General features: G+C 65.0%; 12 protein-coding genes. 8 read left to right on the plus strand and 4 right to left on the minus strand.

Annotated elements, in window-relative coordinates; translation table 11 throughout:
* Positions 1-86: 86 nt before the first annotated feature.
* The 4 genes from AB7008_RS02025 to AB7008_RS02040 all read right to left on the minus strand — a co-directional run bounded on the left by AB7008_RS02025 (position 87) and on the right by AB7008_RS02040 (position 5291).
* The gene (locus AB7008_RS02025; protein WP_441258348.1) at positions 87-614 is read right to left on the minus strand and encodes an N-acetyltransferase family protein; all 528 of its coding nucleotides are present in this window, start codon (positions 612-614) and stop codon (positions 87-89) included.
* Between the two features lie 324 nt (positions 615-938).
* Complete coding sequence (locus AB7008_RS02030; RefSeq protein WP_039155334.1) at positions 939-1730, minus strand: Bax inhibitor-1/YccA family protein; 792 nt, start codon at positions 1728-1730, stop codon at positions 939-941.
* Positions 1731-2001: 271 nt separating this feature from the next.
* Entirely contained in the window at positions 2002-4572 is a 2571-nt protein-coding gene (locus tag AB7008_RS02035; protein WP_304492330.1) for an ABC transporter permease, read from the minus strand.
* Complete coding sequence (locus AB7008_RS02040) at positions 4569-5291, minus strand: ABC transporter ATP-binding protein (RefSeq protein WP_441258349.1); 723 nt, start codon at positions 5289-5291, stop codon at positions 4569-4571. Before AB7008_RS02040 ends, AB7008_RS02035 begins: the two co-directional genes overlap by 4 nt.
* A 55-nt stretch (positions 5292-5346) precedes the next feature.
* Between AB7008_RS02040 and AB7008_RS02045 the strand changes: the two genes are divergently transcribed.
* The 8 genes from AB7008_RS02045 to AB7008_RS02080 all read left to right on the plus strand — a co-directional run bounded on the left by AB7008_RS02045 (position 5347) and on the right by AB7008_RS02080 (position 15266).
* Complete coding sequence (locus AB7008_RS02045) at positions 5347-5982, plus strand: arylesterase (RefSeq protein ID WP_041960635.1); 636 nt, start codon at positions 5347-5349, stop codon at positions 5980-5982.
* A 174-nt stretch (positions 5983-6156) separates the two neighbouring features.
* Positions 6157-6693 carry an RNA 2',3'-cyclic phosphodiesterase gene (gene thpR / locus AB7008_RS02050; protein WP_014490625.1) on the plus strand — a complete coding sequence of 179 codons (537 nt, stop codon included), beginning with the start codon at positions 6157-6159 and terminating at the stop codon, positions 6691-6693.
* Between the two features lie 241 nt (positions 6694-6934).
* Positions 6935-8119 carry a cell division protein ZapE gene (gene zapE / locus AB7008_RS02055; protein ID WP_028158556.1) on the plus strand — a complete coding sequence of 395 codons (1185 nt, stop codon included), beginning with the start codon at positions 6935-6937 and terminating at the stop codon, positions 8117-8119.
* A 264-nt stretch (positions 8120-8383) separates the two neighbouring features.
* Complete coding sequence (gene mdh / locus AB7008_RS02060) at positions 8384-9352, plus strand: malate dehydrogenase (RefSeq protein WP_014490623.1); 969 nt, start codon at positions 8384-8386, stop codon at positions 9350-9352.
* A 208-nt stretch (positions 9353-9560) separates the two neighbouring features.
* Positions 9561-10757, plus strand: a complete 1197-nt coding sequence (sucC, locus tag AB7008_RS02065; protein ID WP_028158555.1) for an ADP-forming succinate--CoA ligase subunit beta — start codon at positions 9561-9563, stop codon at positions 10755-10757.
* Between the two features lie 4 nt (positions 10758-10761).
* Positions 10762-11241 (plus strand): DUF1579 family protein, encoded by a 480-nt coding sequence (locus AB7008_RS02070; protein WP_028158554.1) that lies wholly within the window; start codon positions 10762-10764, stop codon positions 11239-11241.
* A gap of 33 nt (positions 11242-11274) precedes the next feature.
* Positions 11275-12159, plus strand: a complete 885-nt coding sequence (gene sucD, locus AB7008_RS02075; RefSeq protein ID WP_014490620.1) for a succinate--CoA ligase subunit alpha — start codon at positions 11275-11277, stop codon at positions 12157-12159.
* 137 nt (positions 12160-12296) lie between these two features.
* Entirely contained in the window at positions 12297-15266 is a 2970-nt protein-coding gene (locus AB7008_RS02080; protein WP_028158553.1) for a 2-oxoglutarate dehydrogenase E1 component, read from the plus strand.
* The last annotated feature ends 107 nt before the right edge of the window (positions 15267-15373 follow it).

Here is a 15373-nt window from a genome sequence, read left to right on the forward strand (position 1 = left end):
AGGCGCACCGCGCCGTGCCCTCCATCTTTCCTCAATCGCCGGGCATGGTGGGCACGCTACGCTTTGCCCACCCTACGAGACCGAGGTTATTTCGGCACCGTGCTCGCGCCCTCACCGAGGTCGCGCTGCATCATCACCGTGTCGAGCCAGCGGCCGAATTTCAGGCCGACATTGGGATGCGTGCCGATCATCTTGAAGCCGCCGCGCGTGTGCACGCCGATCGAACCGGCATTGGCGGAATCGCCGATCACCGCGATCATCTGGCGGAAGCCGCGCGCCTCGCATTCGGCGATCAGCCGCTCCAGCAGCAATGAGCCGATGCCGCGGCGGTGGAATGAGGGATCAAGATAGATCGAGTTCTCGACCGTGAAGCGGTAGGCCGGCCGCGGCCGGTAGGCGCCGGCATAGGCATAGCCGGCGACGCTACGATCGAGGATCGCGACGAAATAGGGATAGCCGCCGTCGATCAGCGCGCGGTAGCGGCGCGTCATCTCGGCCAGATCCGGCGGTTCCAGCTCGAACGTCGCGGTGCCCTCGCGGACGGCCTGCTGGTAGATGGCGGTGATGGCGGGAAGGTCGGCCTCGACGGCGGGCCTGATCTCAGGTGCGGACATGGAAGGAAGATTAAAGCCTTCCCGCGGCGGCTGGAAGGGGCCGAGGCCGCCTCTCCGCCGTCATTGCGAGCGCAGCGAAGCAATCCAGAAATGCGCCCGCGGAGGGGCTCTGGATTGCTTCGCTGCGCTCGCAAGGACGAGGAGAGAGGTGGCGCTCGTAGCCCGGATGGAGCGCAGCGAAATCCGGGGCCGTCGCATCCGCAGATAGGCCTGTCCCGGATTGCGCTGCGCTCCATCCGGGCTACGGGCGTGTGGCGCGCCCCGCCCCAAACAAAAACCCCGGCCTCTCGGCCGGGGTTCGTATCCGTTCTCTCGTCGAAGCGCTTAGTCGCGCTGGCCGAGGAGCTGCAGGAGCAGCGTGAACAGGTTGATGAAGTTCAGGTACAGCGACAGTGCGCCGGTGATGGCCGCACGCTCTGCGATTTCACCGCCGGCCGAGGCGTAGCCGTAGATGTAGTCGTTCTTCAGCCGCTGGGTATCCCAGGCGGTGAGGCCCGCGAACACCAGCACGCCGACCACGGACACGATGAACTGCAGCATCGTGCTCGCCAGGAACAGGTTGACCAGGCTCGCGATGATGATGCCGATCAGGCCCATGAACAGGAACGAGCCCATCCCGGTCAGATCACGCTTGGTGGTGTAGCCGTAGAGGCTCAGTGCGCCAAACGTGGCCGCTGTGATGAAGAACACCCGCACGATCGAGGTGTGCGTGAACACCAGGAAGATCGAGGACAGCGAAATGCCCATCAGCGCCGCGAACACCCAGAACAGGATCTGCGCGGTCGAGGGGGCGAGACGGTTGATGCCCGCCGAGATCACGAACACCATCGCAAGCGGCGCGAGCATGAACAGCCACTTCAGGGGGCTGACGAACATCGCGTAGCCGAACGGCGTCAGGAACAGCTTGCCGACGCGGACGGCTTCCGGGGTCGGAACGTCGGTCACGGCGGCCATGTAGACGCCGAGCGCGGCCAGGCCGGTGATGGCGAGGCCGATGCTCATGTAATTGTAGATGCGCAGCATATAGGCGCGCAGGCCGGCATCGACCGTCGCGGCGTCAACACGCCCGGCGGCCCTGCCGAAAGGAGAAGCGTAGTTACGGTCTAGGTCCGACATGGTCGAATTCCCGTTGGTTGGCCCGGTCCGGCATGAGGGTCGCGATGCCGCCGGTTCGTCAAATTCTATCTCGGATACCGATCTGTGCCGACTAAATTCTGGCTCATAATCGGGGCTCCGAACCCATTGGATATGTGGGAAACTAACACATTCGCTGCAACCGTCCACGCGCGGCTGAATGTCGCCCTCGCCCGCAATCCTGGCGAGCAGACGTGGTTAATCGCTAGGAATCGTGCGATTCCGACATCGCGCGGGCGCCCGCTACCATTTGTCACAAATTCCGCAACACCGTGGCGGGCTTTTTGTTCAGTGCCAGCAGCGTCCCGGCGAGCCCAAGTCCGACCGTGACCACCAGGGCCGCCGCGACCACGCCGGCCGCGCTGCCGGCCTGCCAGACGAAACTCAGCGTCATCAGCCGCGTCACGATCATCCAGGCCGCGATGCTGCCGGCGATCACGCCGAACACCGCGGTGGCAAGTCCGATCAGCAGGTATTCGAGGGCATAGGCGCCGAGCAGCCGCAGCCGGGTCGCGCCGAGGGTCTTGAGGATCACCGCATCGTAGACCCGGTGGCGGTGGCCGGCGGCGAGCGCGCCGCCCAGCACCAGGATCGCCGAGATCAGGGTCACCGCGCTGGCGCCGCGGATCGCGAGCGCCAGATTGGTCACGACCGAGCCGACCGTCTCCATCACCTCGCGCACGCGCACGCTGGTCACCATCGGATAGGCGTCGGCGACCTGCTTGATGATCTTGCCGTCGCCGGCCGCTGTGCCGCCGGCCTCGGTGAGCGTCGCGATATGGGTGTGGGGCGCGCCCTTGAAGGCGTTGGGCGAGAACACCAGCACGAAATTGATGCCCATGCCCTGCCAGTCGATGGTGCGCAGATTGCCGATTTTGGCCGGGATGTCGCGGCCGAGCACGTTGACCACGATCTCGTCGCCGAGCTTGAGGCCGAGCCCGTCGGCGATCTTCTTCTCCATCGAGACCAGCAGCGGGCCGGAATAGTCGGCGCTCCACCATTCACCCTCGACCACCTTGGAGCCCTTCGGCAGCTCGGCGGTATAGGTCAGGCCGCGGTCGCTTTGCAGCACCCATTCGGAATCGGTGGTCGGCTTGAGATCCTCGGCACGCACGCCGCGCGCGGCGACGATGCGGCCGCGCAGCATCGGCACGTCCTCGACCTTCGCGCCCGGCGCGATCCGGCGCAGATAGCCGTCGAACTGCTCGGCCTGCGTGCTCGGGATGTCGATGAAGAAGAACGACGGCGCGTGCTCGGGGAGGGCCGCAAGGAACTGCCGGCGCAGATTGCCGTCGATCTGGGTGATGGTGACGAGCACGGCGAGCCCGAGCCCGAGCGACAGCACGACGGAGGGCGTGAGCGCGCCGGGCCGGTGGATGTTGGCGATCGCCAGCCGCAGCATCGGCAGACGCGTGCGCGGCAGCCGGCGCGCGATCGTCATCAGCAGGGCGGCGATGCCGCGGAGCAGGGCGAACACGACGACGGAGGAGGCCACGAACACCGCGGCGATGCGCTTGTCGAAGGACAATCCGATCACGACCGCGATCAGCAGCGCGATCACGACGGCCATGAACACGATATAGCTCAAGCGCGGCCGGTGCCATTCGGAGCTGATGGTGTCGCGGAACAGCGCGGCGACGGGCACATCGTGCACCCGCCCGAGCGGCCACAGGCCGAAGGCGAGCGCCGTGAGCAGGCCGTAGACGAAGGACAGCGCGAGCTCGTCGGCATGCACGGCCGGCACCACCGGCAGCGGCAGCAGTTTTCCGAACAGGCCGACGATGGCGAAAGGCATGGCGGCGCCGAGCGCAAGGCCGATCACCGAGCCAATTCCCGCCAGCAGGAGGACCTGCGCCAGATAGATGCCGAACACGTCGCGGCCGGTGGCGCCGACCGCCTTGAACGCCGCGATGACCTCGAGCCGACGGTCGATATGGCTCTTGACCGCATTGGCGACGCCGACGCCGCCGACCAGGAGCGCGGCGAGGCCGACCAGCGTCAAAAATTGTGTGAAGCGGTTGATGTTGCGCTCGAGCTGCGGCGAGGCATTGGAGCGGCTGCGGATCTCCCAGCCGGCCTGCGGCGCCGCATTGCGCGCGTCCGCGATGAAGGCCTCGGTGGCGCGCTCGCTGTTGGCGGCGTCAGGCAGCTTCACCCGGTACACCCAGCGCACCAGGCTGCCGGGCTGGATCAGGCCGGTGGCGCGCAGGCCCGCCTCGCTGATCAGGAAGCGCGGCCCGAAACCGATGCCGCCGGCGAGCTTGTCGGGCTCGGCTTCGACGGTGCTGCGGATCTGGAACGTTGCGCTTCCGATGGTGACGCGGTCACCGGTCTTCAGCGACAGCCGCGCCAGCAGCGTCGGATCGGCGGCCGCACCGAACGCGCCGTCGCGCTCCGCGAGCAGGTCGGACATCGGCAGCTGCGGCGCCAGCGTCAGCTGGCCCAGCATCGGATAGGTGTCGTCGACCGCCTTCATCTCGACCAGCGCGAGCTGGCCGTCGGCGGCGCGCGCCATGCCGCGCAAGGTCGCGGCCGTCGAGACCGTGCCGCGCGAGCGCAGGAATGAGACTTCCTCGGGCTTCGCCTCGCGCTGGAACAGCACGAAGGAGACGTCGCCGCCGAGCAGCGTGCGGCCCTCGCGCGCGAGACCGTCGCTCAGGCTCGCCGAGACCGAGCCGACGCCGGCGATGGCCATCACGCCGAGCGCGATGCAGGCGATGAAGACATAGAAGCCGCGCAGGCCTCCGCGCAATTCGCGCAGCGCGTAGCGCAGCGACAGGGCGACGCCGTTGGGTTTCGCGAACGGTTCGGCCGCGATGCTCATGCCGGCGCAGACTGGGTGTCGATGCGGCCGGAGCGCAGGCGGATCACGCGATCGCAGCGCTGCGCGAGCGAGGAATCGTGCGTGACCAGCACCAGCGTCATGACGCGCTCGGCGTGCTTGCCGAACAGCAGATCCACGATCTGTTTTCCCGTCGCCTCGTCGAGATTGCCGGTCGGCTCGTCCGCGACGAGGATGGCGGGATCGGGCGCCAGCGCCCGGGCGAGCGCGACGCGCTGCTGCTCGCCGCCGGAGAGCTGCGTCGGATAGTGATGCAGGCGATCGCCGAGCCCGACCGATTGCAGCTCCTGCGCCGCGCGTCTTGCAGCGTCAGGGTTGCCGGCGAGTTCGAGCGGCACGGCGACGTTCTCGAGCGCCGTCATGGTCGGGATCAGATGGAAGGACTGGAAGACGATGCCGACTTGGCGGCCGCGGAAGCGGGCCAGCGCGTCCTCGTCGAGGGCATTGAAAGGCGTGCCTGACACCACCACCTCTCCGCTATCAGGACGCTCCAGCCCCGCCATCACCATCAGCAGCGTGGATTTGCCCGAGCCTGACGGGCCGATCAGGCCGATCGTCTCGCCCGAGGCGACCCGCAGGCTGATATCCTTGAGGATGTGAACGCGTGCCGCGCCCGTACCCAATGAAAGATTGACGTTGGAGATGGCGATGGTGTCCGGCGCGGTGCCGGCGAGCGAAGAGGTTTCGATGCGACTGTCCATGGTCCGGTCATATGGCAACTCCGCATACGCGGTCGAGAGGCGTTACGGATTCTTCATGCACATAGCCGTGTTGATGTTCGCTTTGATGACGGCGGTGGATCCGGCATGGGCCGAAGCGGCAAAGCCGGTCAAGCTTGTCGTTCTCGGCGATTCCCTGAGCGCCGGCCTCGGCCTCCCGGCCCAGGACGCATTTCCCACAAAACTTCAAAAAGCCTTGCAGGCCAAGGGCATAGCGGTCGATATGACCAATGCCGGCGTGTCCGGCGACACCTCGTCCGGCGGCCGTGAGCGGCTCGACTGGTCGGTCCCGGACGGAACCGACGGCGTGATCATCGAGCTCGGCGCCAACGACGCGCTGCGCGGCATCGACCCTGACCTGACGCGTGCCGCGCTGACGGACATCGTCCAGCGATTGAAGGCACGCAAGATCGCGGTGATGCTGTGCGGCATGCTGGCGCCGCCGAATTACGGCGCGGAATACGCTGCGCGCTTCAATTCGATTTATCCGGATCTTGCGAAAAAATTCGACGTGCCGCTCTATCCGTTCTTCCTCGACGGTGTCGCGGCCGACGCCAAGCTTAACCAGGCCGACGGCATTCATCCGACCGCGGCCGGCGTCGACATCATCGTTAACAACATCATGCCCACCGTGGAGGCATTTTTGCGCAACATAAGCGAGCAGCGCCGCTGAAAAGCGGGCAGCGCTAACCGTAATTCCCAGGGTTTTACCGGGGTGAGGCGCGCGATGCTTCGCAGAGTCACACAACTGCGATAGGAATCAGGGTACCGGTGATTCGTTGCCGGCTCTACAATTTGGATATGATCCTTCCCAAGGATCATGCCCAAGCATCGGGAGTGCGAAACGATGCCGCGTTTGTTCACAGGTCTGGAAATTCCGGCCGAGATCGGCCAGACGCTTTCCAATTTGCGGGGCGGCCTTCCCGGCGCCCGCTGGATCGATCCCGAAAATTATCATGTTACCCTGCGCTTCATCGGCGATATCGACGGCATGTCCGCCAACGAGATCGCATCGATGCTGTTTCGCGTTGATCGCAAGCCCTTCGAGGTGAAGGTGCAGGGGCTCACGAGCTTCGGCGGCCGCAAGCCGCGCGCGGTGGTCGCAACCATCGCGCCGAGCAAGCCGCTGATGGAGTTGCAGGCCGAGCTCGAACGCATGATGCAGCGGATCGGCCTCGATCCCGAAGGCCGCAAGTTCACCCCGCATGTCACGCTGGCCCGGCTGCACGACGCGTCCGACCGCGACGTCGCCGACTATCTCTCGCTGCGCGGTTACTTCCCGAGCAAGGCGTTCATGGCCGAACGTTTTGTCTTGTTCTCGTCACGCGCATCGACCGGCGGCGGCCCCTATGTGGTCGAGGACGCCTACGAGCTGTGTGAGTAGCACCGCTCTCGTGCCCCGGACGCGGCGCGGCGCATAGCGGTGCGCTGCCGAGCCGGGGCCCATCGCTCCACGATCGATGTACGAAATAGTGGGTCCCGGCTCTGCGCAGCGCCACCATAGCGCGTTGAAGACGCGCGTGATCGCGCTTTCGGTGACGCAGCGCGTCCGGAACACGAAACCGCATACCCCGCCCACCAATTCACGGCTTGCAATTTCCGCGCATCTCTGGCGGTAAAGAGCCATGCTCTCCACCCCCAGTTCCTCATTCCGCGAGGCATACCAGGCCCAGATCGCGTCCGGCGCGATCGAGCCCGATGCTGCGCAGGCCGAAATCGCCGAAGCCTATGCGGCGCTCGACCAGCGGCTCGCGAATTACAAGCCGCAGCGCAAGCAGGGCCTGCTCAGCCGCTTGTTCAGCGGCGACAAGGACGAGGCGCCGCGCGGACTCTACGTCCATGGCGAAGTCGGCCGCGGCAAGACCATGCTGATGGACCTGTTCTTCCAGCACAGTACCGTCGAGCACAAGCGCCGCGCGCATTTCCACGAGTTCATGGCGGAAGCGCATGAGCGCATCTACGATTATCGCCAGGGCATCTCGCGCGGCGAGATCGCCGATGGCGACGTCATCGCGCTGACTGCGAACGCGATCTTCGAGGAGAGCTGGCTGCTCTGCTTCGACGAATTCCACGTCACCGACATCGCGGACGCGATGATCCTCGGCCGCCTGTTCGCAAAGCTGTTCGAGCTCGGCACCGTGGTCGTCGCGACCTCCAACGTCGCGCCCGACGATCTCTACAAGGGCGGCTTGAACCGTTCGCTGTTCCTGCCCTTCATCAAGCAGATCACCGACCACATGGACGTGCTGCGGCTCGATGCGCGCACGGATTTCCGCCTGGAAAAGCTTCAGGGCGTGCCGATGTGGCTGACGCCGGCCGACGGCGACGCGGACGCAGCCCTCGACCGCGCCTGGTCGAAGATGACCGGCGGCGCCAAATGCAAGTCGCGCGATATTTCGTTCAAGGGCCGCATCCTGCACGTGCCGTGCTCGGCCCATGGCGTGGCACGGTTCGGATTTGCGGATCTCTGCGAAAAACCGCTCGGCGCGTCCGACTACCTCCGGCTCGCGCACGACTATCACACCATCCTGGTCGACCATATTCCAGTGATGGATTTTTCCCAGCGCAACGCCGCCAAGCGTTTCATCACGCTGATCGATACGCTCTATGACAATGCCGTGAAGCTGATGGCCTCGGCCGATGCCAATCCGATCTCGCTCTATCTCGCCCACGAGGGCAACGAGGCCATGGAGTTCAAGCGGACGGCGTCGCGCCTGATCGAGATGAGCTCGGAATCCTATCTGGCGCTGCCTCACGGCCGCAAGGATTCCACCGCCAGCGGCTCCACCAAGGGCCTGGTGGAGACTTAAGTCCTATTTGCCGGCGCTGTCATTCCGGGGCGTCGCGAAGCGACGAGGCCGGAATCCATGCTCCCGCTGGTGGTTATGGATTCTCAGATGCGCAATTGCGCATCGTAGCTCGCGACTTTCGTCGCGCCCCGGAATGACAGGGATGCGCTTCAATATTCGCCAAGCCCGACAATTGGGCATCCACCGACTTGAACGGGGGAAGCGAAAGGGATAACCACCCGTCTCAGTTTTCCCCTCCTTAACGTGTCTAAAGGACAGGTTCACATGGCGCGCGACAAGATTGCTTTGATTGGCTCCGGTCAGATCGGCGGAACGTTGGCTCATCTCATCGGCCTGAAAGAACTGGGCGACGTGGTGATGTTCGACATCGCCGAGGGCGTGCCGCAGGGCAAGGCACTCGACATCGCCCAGTCCTCGCCGGTCGACGGTTTCGACGCGCACTACACCGGCGCGAATTCGTACGAAGCCCTCGACAACGCAAAAGTCTGCATCGTCACCGCCGGCGTGCCGCGCAAGCCCGGCATGAGCCGCGACGACCTCCTCTCCATCAACCTCAAGGTCATGGAGCAGGTCGGCGCCGGCATCAAGAAATACGCCCCCGACGCCTTCGTCATCTGCATCACCAACCCGCTCGACGCGATGGTGTGGGCGCTGCAGAAGGCTTCGGGCCTGCCGCACAAGAAGGTCGTCGGCATGGCCGGCGTGCTGGATTCGGCGCGCTTTCGCTACTTCCTGGCCGACGAGTTCAACGTCTCGGTCGAGGACGTCACCGCCTTCGTGCTCGGCGGTCACGGCGACACCATGGTGCCGCTGGTGAAGTACTCCACCGTCGCCGGCATTCCGCTGCCCGACCTCGTCAAGATGGGCTGGACCTCGCAGGCGCGCCTCGACGAGATCGTCGACCGCACCCGCAACGGCGGCGCCGAGATCGTCAATCTGCTCAAGACCGGCTCGGCCTTCTACGCGCCCGCCGCTTCCGCGATCGCGATGGCCGAGAGCTATCTGCGTGACAAGAAGCGCGTGCTGCCCTCGGCCGCCTATCTGAATGGCGAATACGGCGTGAAGGACATGTATGTCGGCGTGCCCGTCGTGATCGGCGCCAAGGGCGTCGAGCGCGTCGTCGAGATCGAGCTCGCCGGCAAGGACCGCGAAGCCTTCGACAAGTCGGTCGGCGCCGTACAGGGCCTGGTCGATGCCTGCAAGAAGATCGCACCCGATCTTCTCGGCCGCTAAGGCGCTAATGATACCCCGCCGAAGATCGAAAACCGGTCTTCGGCGGTTTCACTTCCGGGGCCCACTGCCGGGGCGGGTTCCGGCTCGATAGTCCAGAGATCTCGAAGTCAAAGAATCCGGGTTGCAGTTCCTGTGGTATATGGTATGCCAGCCACAAGACTGAGGTGGGCCCTAGAGGTCACCGCCCGCGGGTTCAGGGAGCGACCATATGAATATCCATGAATATCAGGCCAAAGCGCTGCTGAACGAGTTCGGCGTCGCGATCTCGAAGGGCGTCCCCGTCCTGAAGCCCGCTGACGCGGAAGCCGCCGCCAAGGCCCTCCCGGGTCCGGTCTGGGTGGTGAAGAGCCAGATCCACGCCGGTGGCCGCGGCAAGGGCAAGTTCAAGGAAGCCTCGGCCGGCGACAAGGGCGGCGTCCGCATCGCCAAGTCGGCCGCTGAGGTCGCCGAATTCGCCAAGCAGATGCTCGGCGCCACGCTCGTGACCGTGCAGACCGGTCCCGCCGGCAAGCAGGTCAACCGCCTCTACATCGAGGACGGCTCGGACATCGACAAGGAGTTCTACCTCTCGATCCTGGTCGACCGCGAGACCTCGCGCGTGTCGTTCGTGGTGTCGACCGAAGGCGGCGTCAACATCGAGGACGTCGCGCACAACACCCCCGAGAAGATCGTCACCTTCTCGGTCGATCCCGCGACCGGCATCATGGGCCATCACGGCCGCACCGTCGCCAACGCGCTGAAACTCTCCGGCGATCTCGCCAAGCAGGCCGAGAAGCTCACCGCGCAGCTCTACACCGCCTTCGTCGCCAAGGACATGTCGATGCTGGAGATCAACCCGCTGGTCGTGACCAAGCAGGGCCAGCTCCGCGTGCTCGACGCCAAGGTGTCGTTCGACGACAACGCGCTGTTCCGTCACCCCGAGGTGCTCGCGCTGCGCGACGAGACCGAGGAAGACGCCAAGGAAATCGAGGCGTCGAAATACGACCTCAACTACGTCACCCTCGACGGCAATATCGGCTGCATGGTCAACGGCGCCGGCCTCGCGATGGCGACGATGGACATCATCAAGCTCTACGGCATGGCGCCGGCGAACTTCCTCGACGTCGGCGGCAGCGCCAGCAAGGAGAAGGTGGCGGCCGCGTTCAAGATCATCACCGCCGATCCCAACGTGAAGGGCATCCTTGTCAACATCTTCGGTGGCATCATGAAGTGCGACGTGATCGCCGAAGGCGTCACGGCCGCCGTGCGCGAGGTCGGCCTCAGCGTGCCGCTGGTGGTCCGCCTCGAAGGCACCAATGTCGAGCTCGGCAAGAAGATCATCCGCGAATCCGGCCTGAACGTAGTGCCGGCCGACAATCTCGACGACGCCGCGCAGAAGATCGTGAAGGCCGTCAAGGGAGGCTAAGGCCATGGCCCAGGACCATCTCGCCGCATCATCTCCGCTTGCAGAGCACACGCGCCTCGCCGCGTTCGCCGGCGAATGGAATGGCGAAGAGGTGGTCTTCCCGTCGCGCTGGGTCGCCGGCGGGCCGGCGACCTCGCACGTCGTCGCGCGCATGGATCTGAACGGCTTCTACCTGATCCAGGACTGTGTCCAGATGCGCGACGGCAAGCAGGCTTTTGCCACCCACGGCCTCTTCACCTACGACCGGGACGACCGGACCTACAAATTGTTCTGGTACGACTCGCTCGGCTACACGCCGCCCTCGCCCGCCTCCGGCGGCTGGGTCGGCAAGACCCTGACGCTGGTGCGCGGCTCGCTCCGCGGCAATGCGCGCCACGTCTACGAAATCATCGACGACAATTCCTACTCGTTGAAGATCCAGTTCTCGCCGGACGCGGAAGGCTGGGCCGACGTGCTCACCGGCATCTACCGCCGCATCCACTGACCTCTCACTCGTTAGTTCGCGAAAGCAGACCTCATGTCCATCCTGATCGACAAGAACACCAAGGTCATCTGCCAGGGCTTTACCGGCAAGAACGGCACCTTCCACTCGGAGGCCGCGCTTGCCTACGGCACCAAGATGGTCGGCGGCACCTCGCCGGGCAAAGGCGGCGCCACGCATCTGGGCCTGCCGGTGTTCGACACGGTGCGCGAGGCGCGCGAGAAGACAGGCGCCGATGCATCGGTGATCTACGTGCCGCCGCCGGGCGCGGCCGATGCGATCTGCGAAGCCATCGACGCGGAGATCCCGCTGATCGTCTGCATCACCGAGGGCATTCCTGTCGTCGACATGGTACGCGTGAAGCGCTCGCTGGCCGGTTCCAAGTCGCGCCTGATCGGGCCGAACTGCCCGGGCGTCATGACCGCCGGCGAGTGCAAGATCGGCATCATGCCCGCCAACATCTTCAAGACCGGCAGCGTCGGCATCGTCTCCCGCTCCGGCACGCTGACCTATGAAGCCGTGTTCCAGACCTCGCAGGAAGGCCTCGGCCAGACCACCGCGGTCGGCATCGGCGGCGACCCGGTCAAGGGCACCGAGTTCATCGACGTGCTGGAAATGCTGCTCGCCGACCCCAAGACCGAATCGATCATCATGATCGGCGAGATCGGCGGTTCCGCCGAGGAGGACGCCGCCCAGTTCCTCAAGGACGAGGCCAAGCGCGGCCGCAAGAAGCCGATGGTCGGTTTCATTGCCGGCGTCACCGCGCCTCCCGGCCGCCGCATGGGCCATGCCGGCGCGATCATCTCAGGCGGCAAGGGCGACGCCGGTTCCAAGACCGATGCGATGAAATCGGCTGGGATTACAGTGTCTCCGTCTCCCGCCCGCCTTGGTCACACGCTTGCCGAAAAGTTGAAAGGCTAATTCACTTCTTCGTACTTTTCCGGGCGAAGTTTCGTAGCAAATAGGATAAATGGTGCCTGTCGCGCTGGGCCTCTGCCGGGGAGCTCAGCGCCAGCGCCGTTTGTTATGCGCGAACCGAAATCGCCAGGAACTCAAGCATGTCTCGCCAAGACGCGAACGCAGCCTTTGCCCTCTCTTCCTTTTTGCAGGGCACCAACGCCACCTACATCGACGAAATCTACGCCCGCTACGAGAAGGACCCGTCCTCGGTCGACGCCGAGTGGCAGGAGTTCTTCAAGAGCCTCAACGACCAGCCCGGCGATATCAGCAAGAACGCCGAAGGCCCGTCCTGGGAGCGCGACAACTGGCCGCTGACCCCGCAGGACGATCTCACCTCCGCCCTCGACGGCAACTGGGCCCAGGTCGAGAAGGCGGTCGGTGCCAAGATCGCCGCCAAGGCGCAGGCCCAGGCGGGCAACAAGGGCGCTGATTTCTCGTCCGCCGACGTGCTCCAGGCCACGCGCGACTCCGTCCGCGCGCTGATGCTGATCCGCTCCTACCGCATGCGCGGCCACTTCCACGCCAAGCTCGATCCGCTCGGCATCGAAGCCCCGCGCAACCGCGAAGAGCTCGACCCGCGCACCTACGGCTTCAGCGAAGCCGATTTCGACCGCAAGATCTTCCTCGATCACGTGCTGGGTCTCGAATACGCCACGCTGCGCGAGATCACCGCAATCTGCGAGCGCACCTACTGCCAGACGCTCGGCGTCGAGTTCATGCACATCAGCAACGCCGCGCAGAAGGCGTGGATCCAGGAGCGCATCGAGGGACCGGACAAGGAAATCTCGTTCACCCGCGAAGGCCGGCGCGCGATCCTGATGAAGCTGGTCGAAGCCGAAGGCTTCGAGAAGTTCTGCGACACCAAGTTCACCGGCACCAAGCGCTTTGGCCTCGACGGCGGCGAATCGCTGATTCCCGCGCTCGAGCAGATCATCAAGCGCGGCGGCAATCTCGGCGTGAAGGAAGTCGTGCTCGGCATGCCGCATCGCGGCCGCCTCAACGTGCTGACCCAGGTGATGGGCAAGGCACACCGCGCCCTGTTCCATGAATTCAAGGGCGGCTCGGCCAACCCCGATGCGGTCGAAGGCTCCGGCGACGTCAAATATCACCTCGGCGCCTCCTCGGACCGCGAGTTCGACGGCAACCGCATCCATCTGTCGCTGACCGCCAACCCCTCGCATCTCGAGATCGTCGATCCCGTGGTGCTCGGCAAGGTTCGCGCCAAGCAGGACCAGCACGGCGATCCGCCGGACCAGCGCATCTCGGTGATGCCGCTCTTGATGCATGGCGACGCCGCGTTCGCCGGCCAGGGCGTGGTCGCGGAATGCTTCGGCCTGTCCGACCTGAAGGGCTACCGCACCGGCGGCTCCGTCCACTTCATCGTCAACAACCAGATCGGCTTCACCACCTATCCGCGCTACTCGCGCTCCTCGCCCTATCCGTCTGACGTGGCGAAGATGATCGACGCGCCGATCTTCCACGTGAACGGCGACGACCCGGAAGCGGTGGTTTTCGCGGCCAAGGTCGCGACCGAATTCCGACAGAAGTTCCACAAGCCCGTCGTCATCGACATGTTCTGCTACCGCAGGCATGGCCATAACGAGGGCGACGAGCCGGCCTTCACCCAGCCGGTGATGTACAAGAGGATCGCGGCGCATCCGTCGACGCTCGAGCTCTACGCCCGCCGCCTGATCAGCGAAGGCGTGATGACCGTGGGCGAGGTCGACAAGGCCAAGGCCGACTGGCGCGCACGGCTCGATGCCGAGTTCGAAGCCGGCACCTCCTACAAGCCGAACAAGGCCGACTGGCTCGACGGCAAGTGGTCCGGCTTCAAGATCGCCGACCAGGAAGAGGATGCGCGCCGCGGCGTCACAGGCGTCGACACCGCCGAGCTGAAGGAAATCGGCCGCAAGATCACCAAGGTGCCGGATGGCTTCCGCGTCCACCGCACCATCCAGCGCTTCCTCGACAATCGCGCCAAGGCAATCGACACCGGCGTCGGCATCGATTGGGCGACCGGCGAGGCACTGGCGTTCTGCACGCTGCTCAACGAGAACCACCATGTCCGCCTTTCGGGCCAGGATTCGGAGCGTGGCACGTTCTCGCAGCGCCATTCGGTCCTGATCGACCAGGAAGACGAGAGCCGCTACACGCCGTTCAACCATCTCGGCCACGAGCAGGGCCACTACGAGGTCATCAACTCGCTGCTGTCGGAAGAAGCCGTGCTCGGCTTCGAATACGGCTACTCGCTCGCCGAGCCGAACACGCTGACCCTGTGGGAAGCCCAGTTCGGCGACTTCGCCAACGGTGCGCAGGTCGTGTTCGACCAGTTCATCTCCTCGGGCGAGCGCAAATGGCTGCGCATGTCCGGCCTCGTCTGCCTCTTGCCGCACGGTTATGAGGGCCAGGGACCGGAGCACTCCTCGGCGCGTCTGGAGCGTTATCTGCAGATGTGCGCCGAAGACAACATGCAGGTGGTCTACCCGACCACGCCGGCGAACTACTTCCACGTGCTGCGCCGCCAGCTTCATCGCGAGATCCGCAAGCCGCTGATCCTGATGACGCCGAAGTCGCTGCTGCGTCACAAGCGGGCGGTGTCGCGCCTCGAGGAGCTCGCGAAGGGAACGACCTTCCACCGCATCCTCTATGATGACGCCCAGATGCTGCCGAACGAGGCGATCAAGCTCGTTCCCGACGAGAAGGTCCGCCGCATCGTGCTCTGCTCCGGCAAGGTCTATTACGACCTCTACGAGGAGCGCGAGAAGCGCGGCATCGACGACATCTACCTGATGCGCGTCGAGCAGCTTTATCCGGTGCCGCTGAAGGCGCTGGTGGCCGAGCTGTCGCGCTTCAAGAAGGCTGAAGTGGTTTGGTGCCAGGAAGAGCCCCGCAACATGGGTGCCTGGCACTTCATCGAGCCCTATCTGGAATGGGTGCTGAACCAGGTGCACGGTGCGAGCCGGCGTCCGCGTTATGTCGGCCGCGCCGCTTCCGCCGCGACCGCCACTGGTCTGATGTCCAAGCATCAGGCGCAGCTGAAGGCGTTCCTGGACGAAGCACTGAGCTGATCTTTCTGAACTGCGTCATGCCCCGCCTCGTGCGCAATTGCGCACTGGAGCGGGGCATCCAGTACGTCGCGACGTCCGTGCAGAGTACGAACGTCCGGCTTGCTGGA

Origin of the sequence: Bradyrhizobium sp. 521_C7_N1_3 (genome assembly GCF_052075975.1) — a bacterium.
Lineage (GTDB): Bacteria > Pseudomonadota > Alphaproteobacteria > Rhizobiales > Xanthobacteraceae > Bradyrhizobium > Bradyrhizobium japonicum.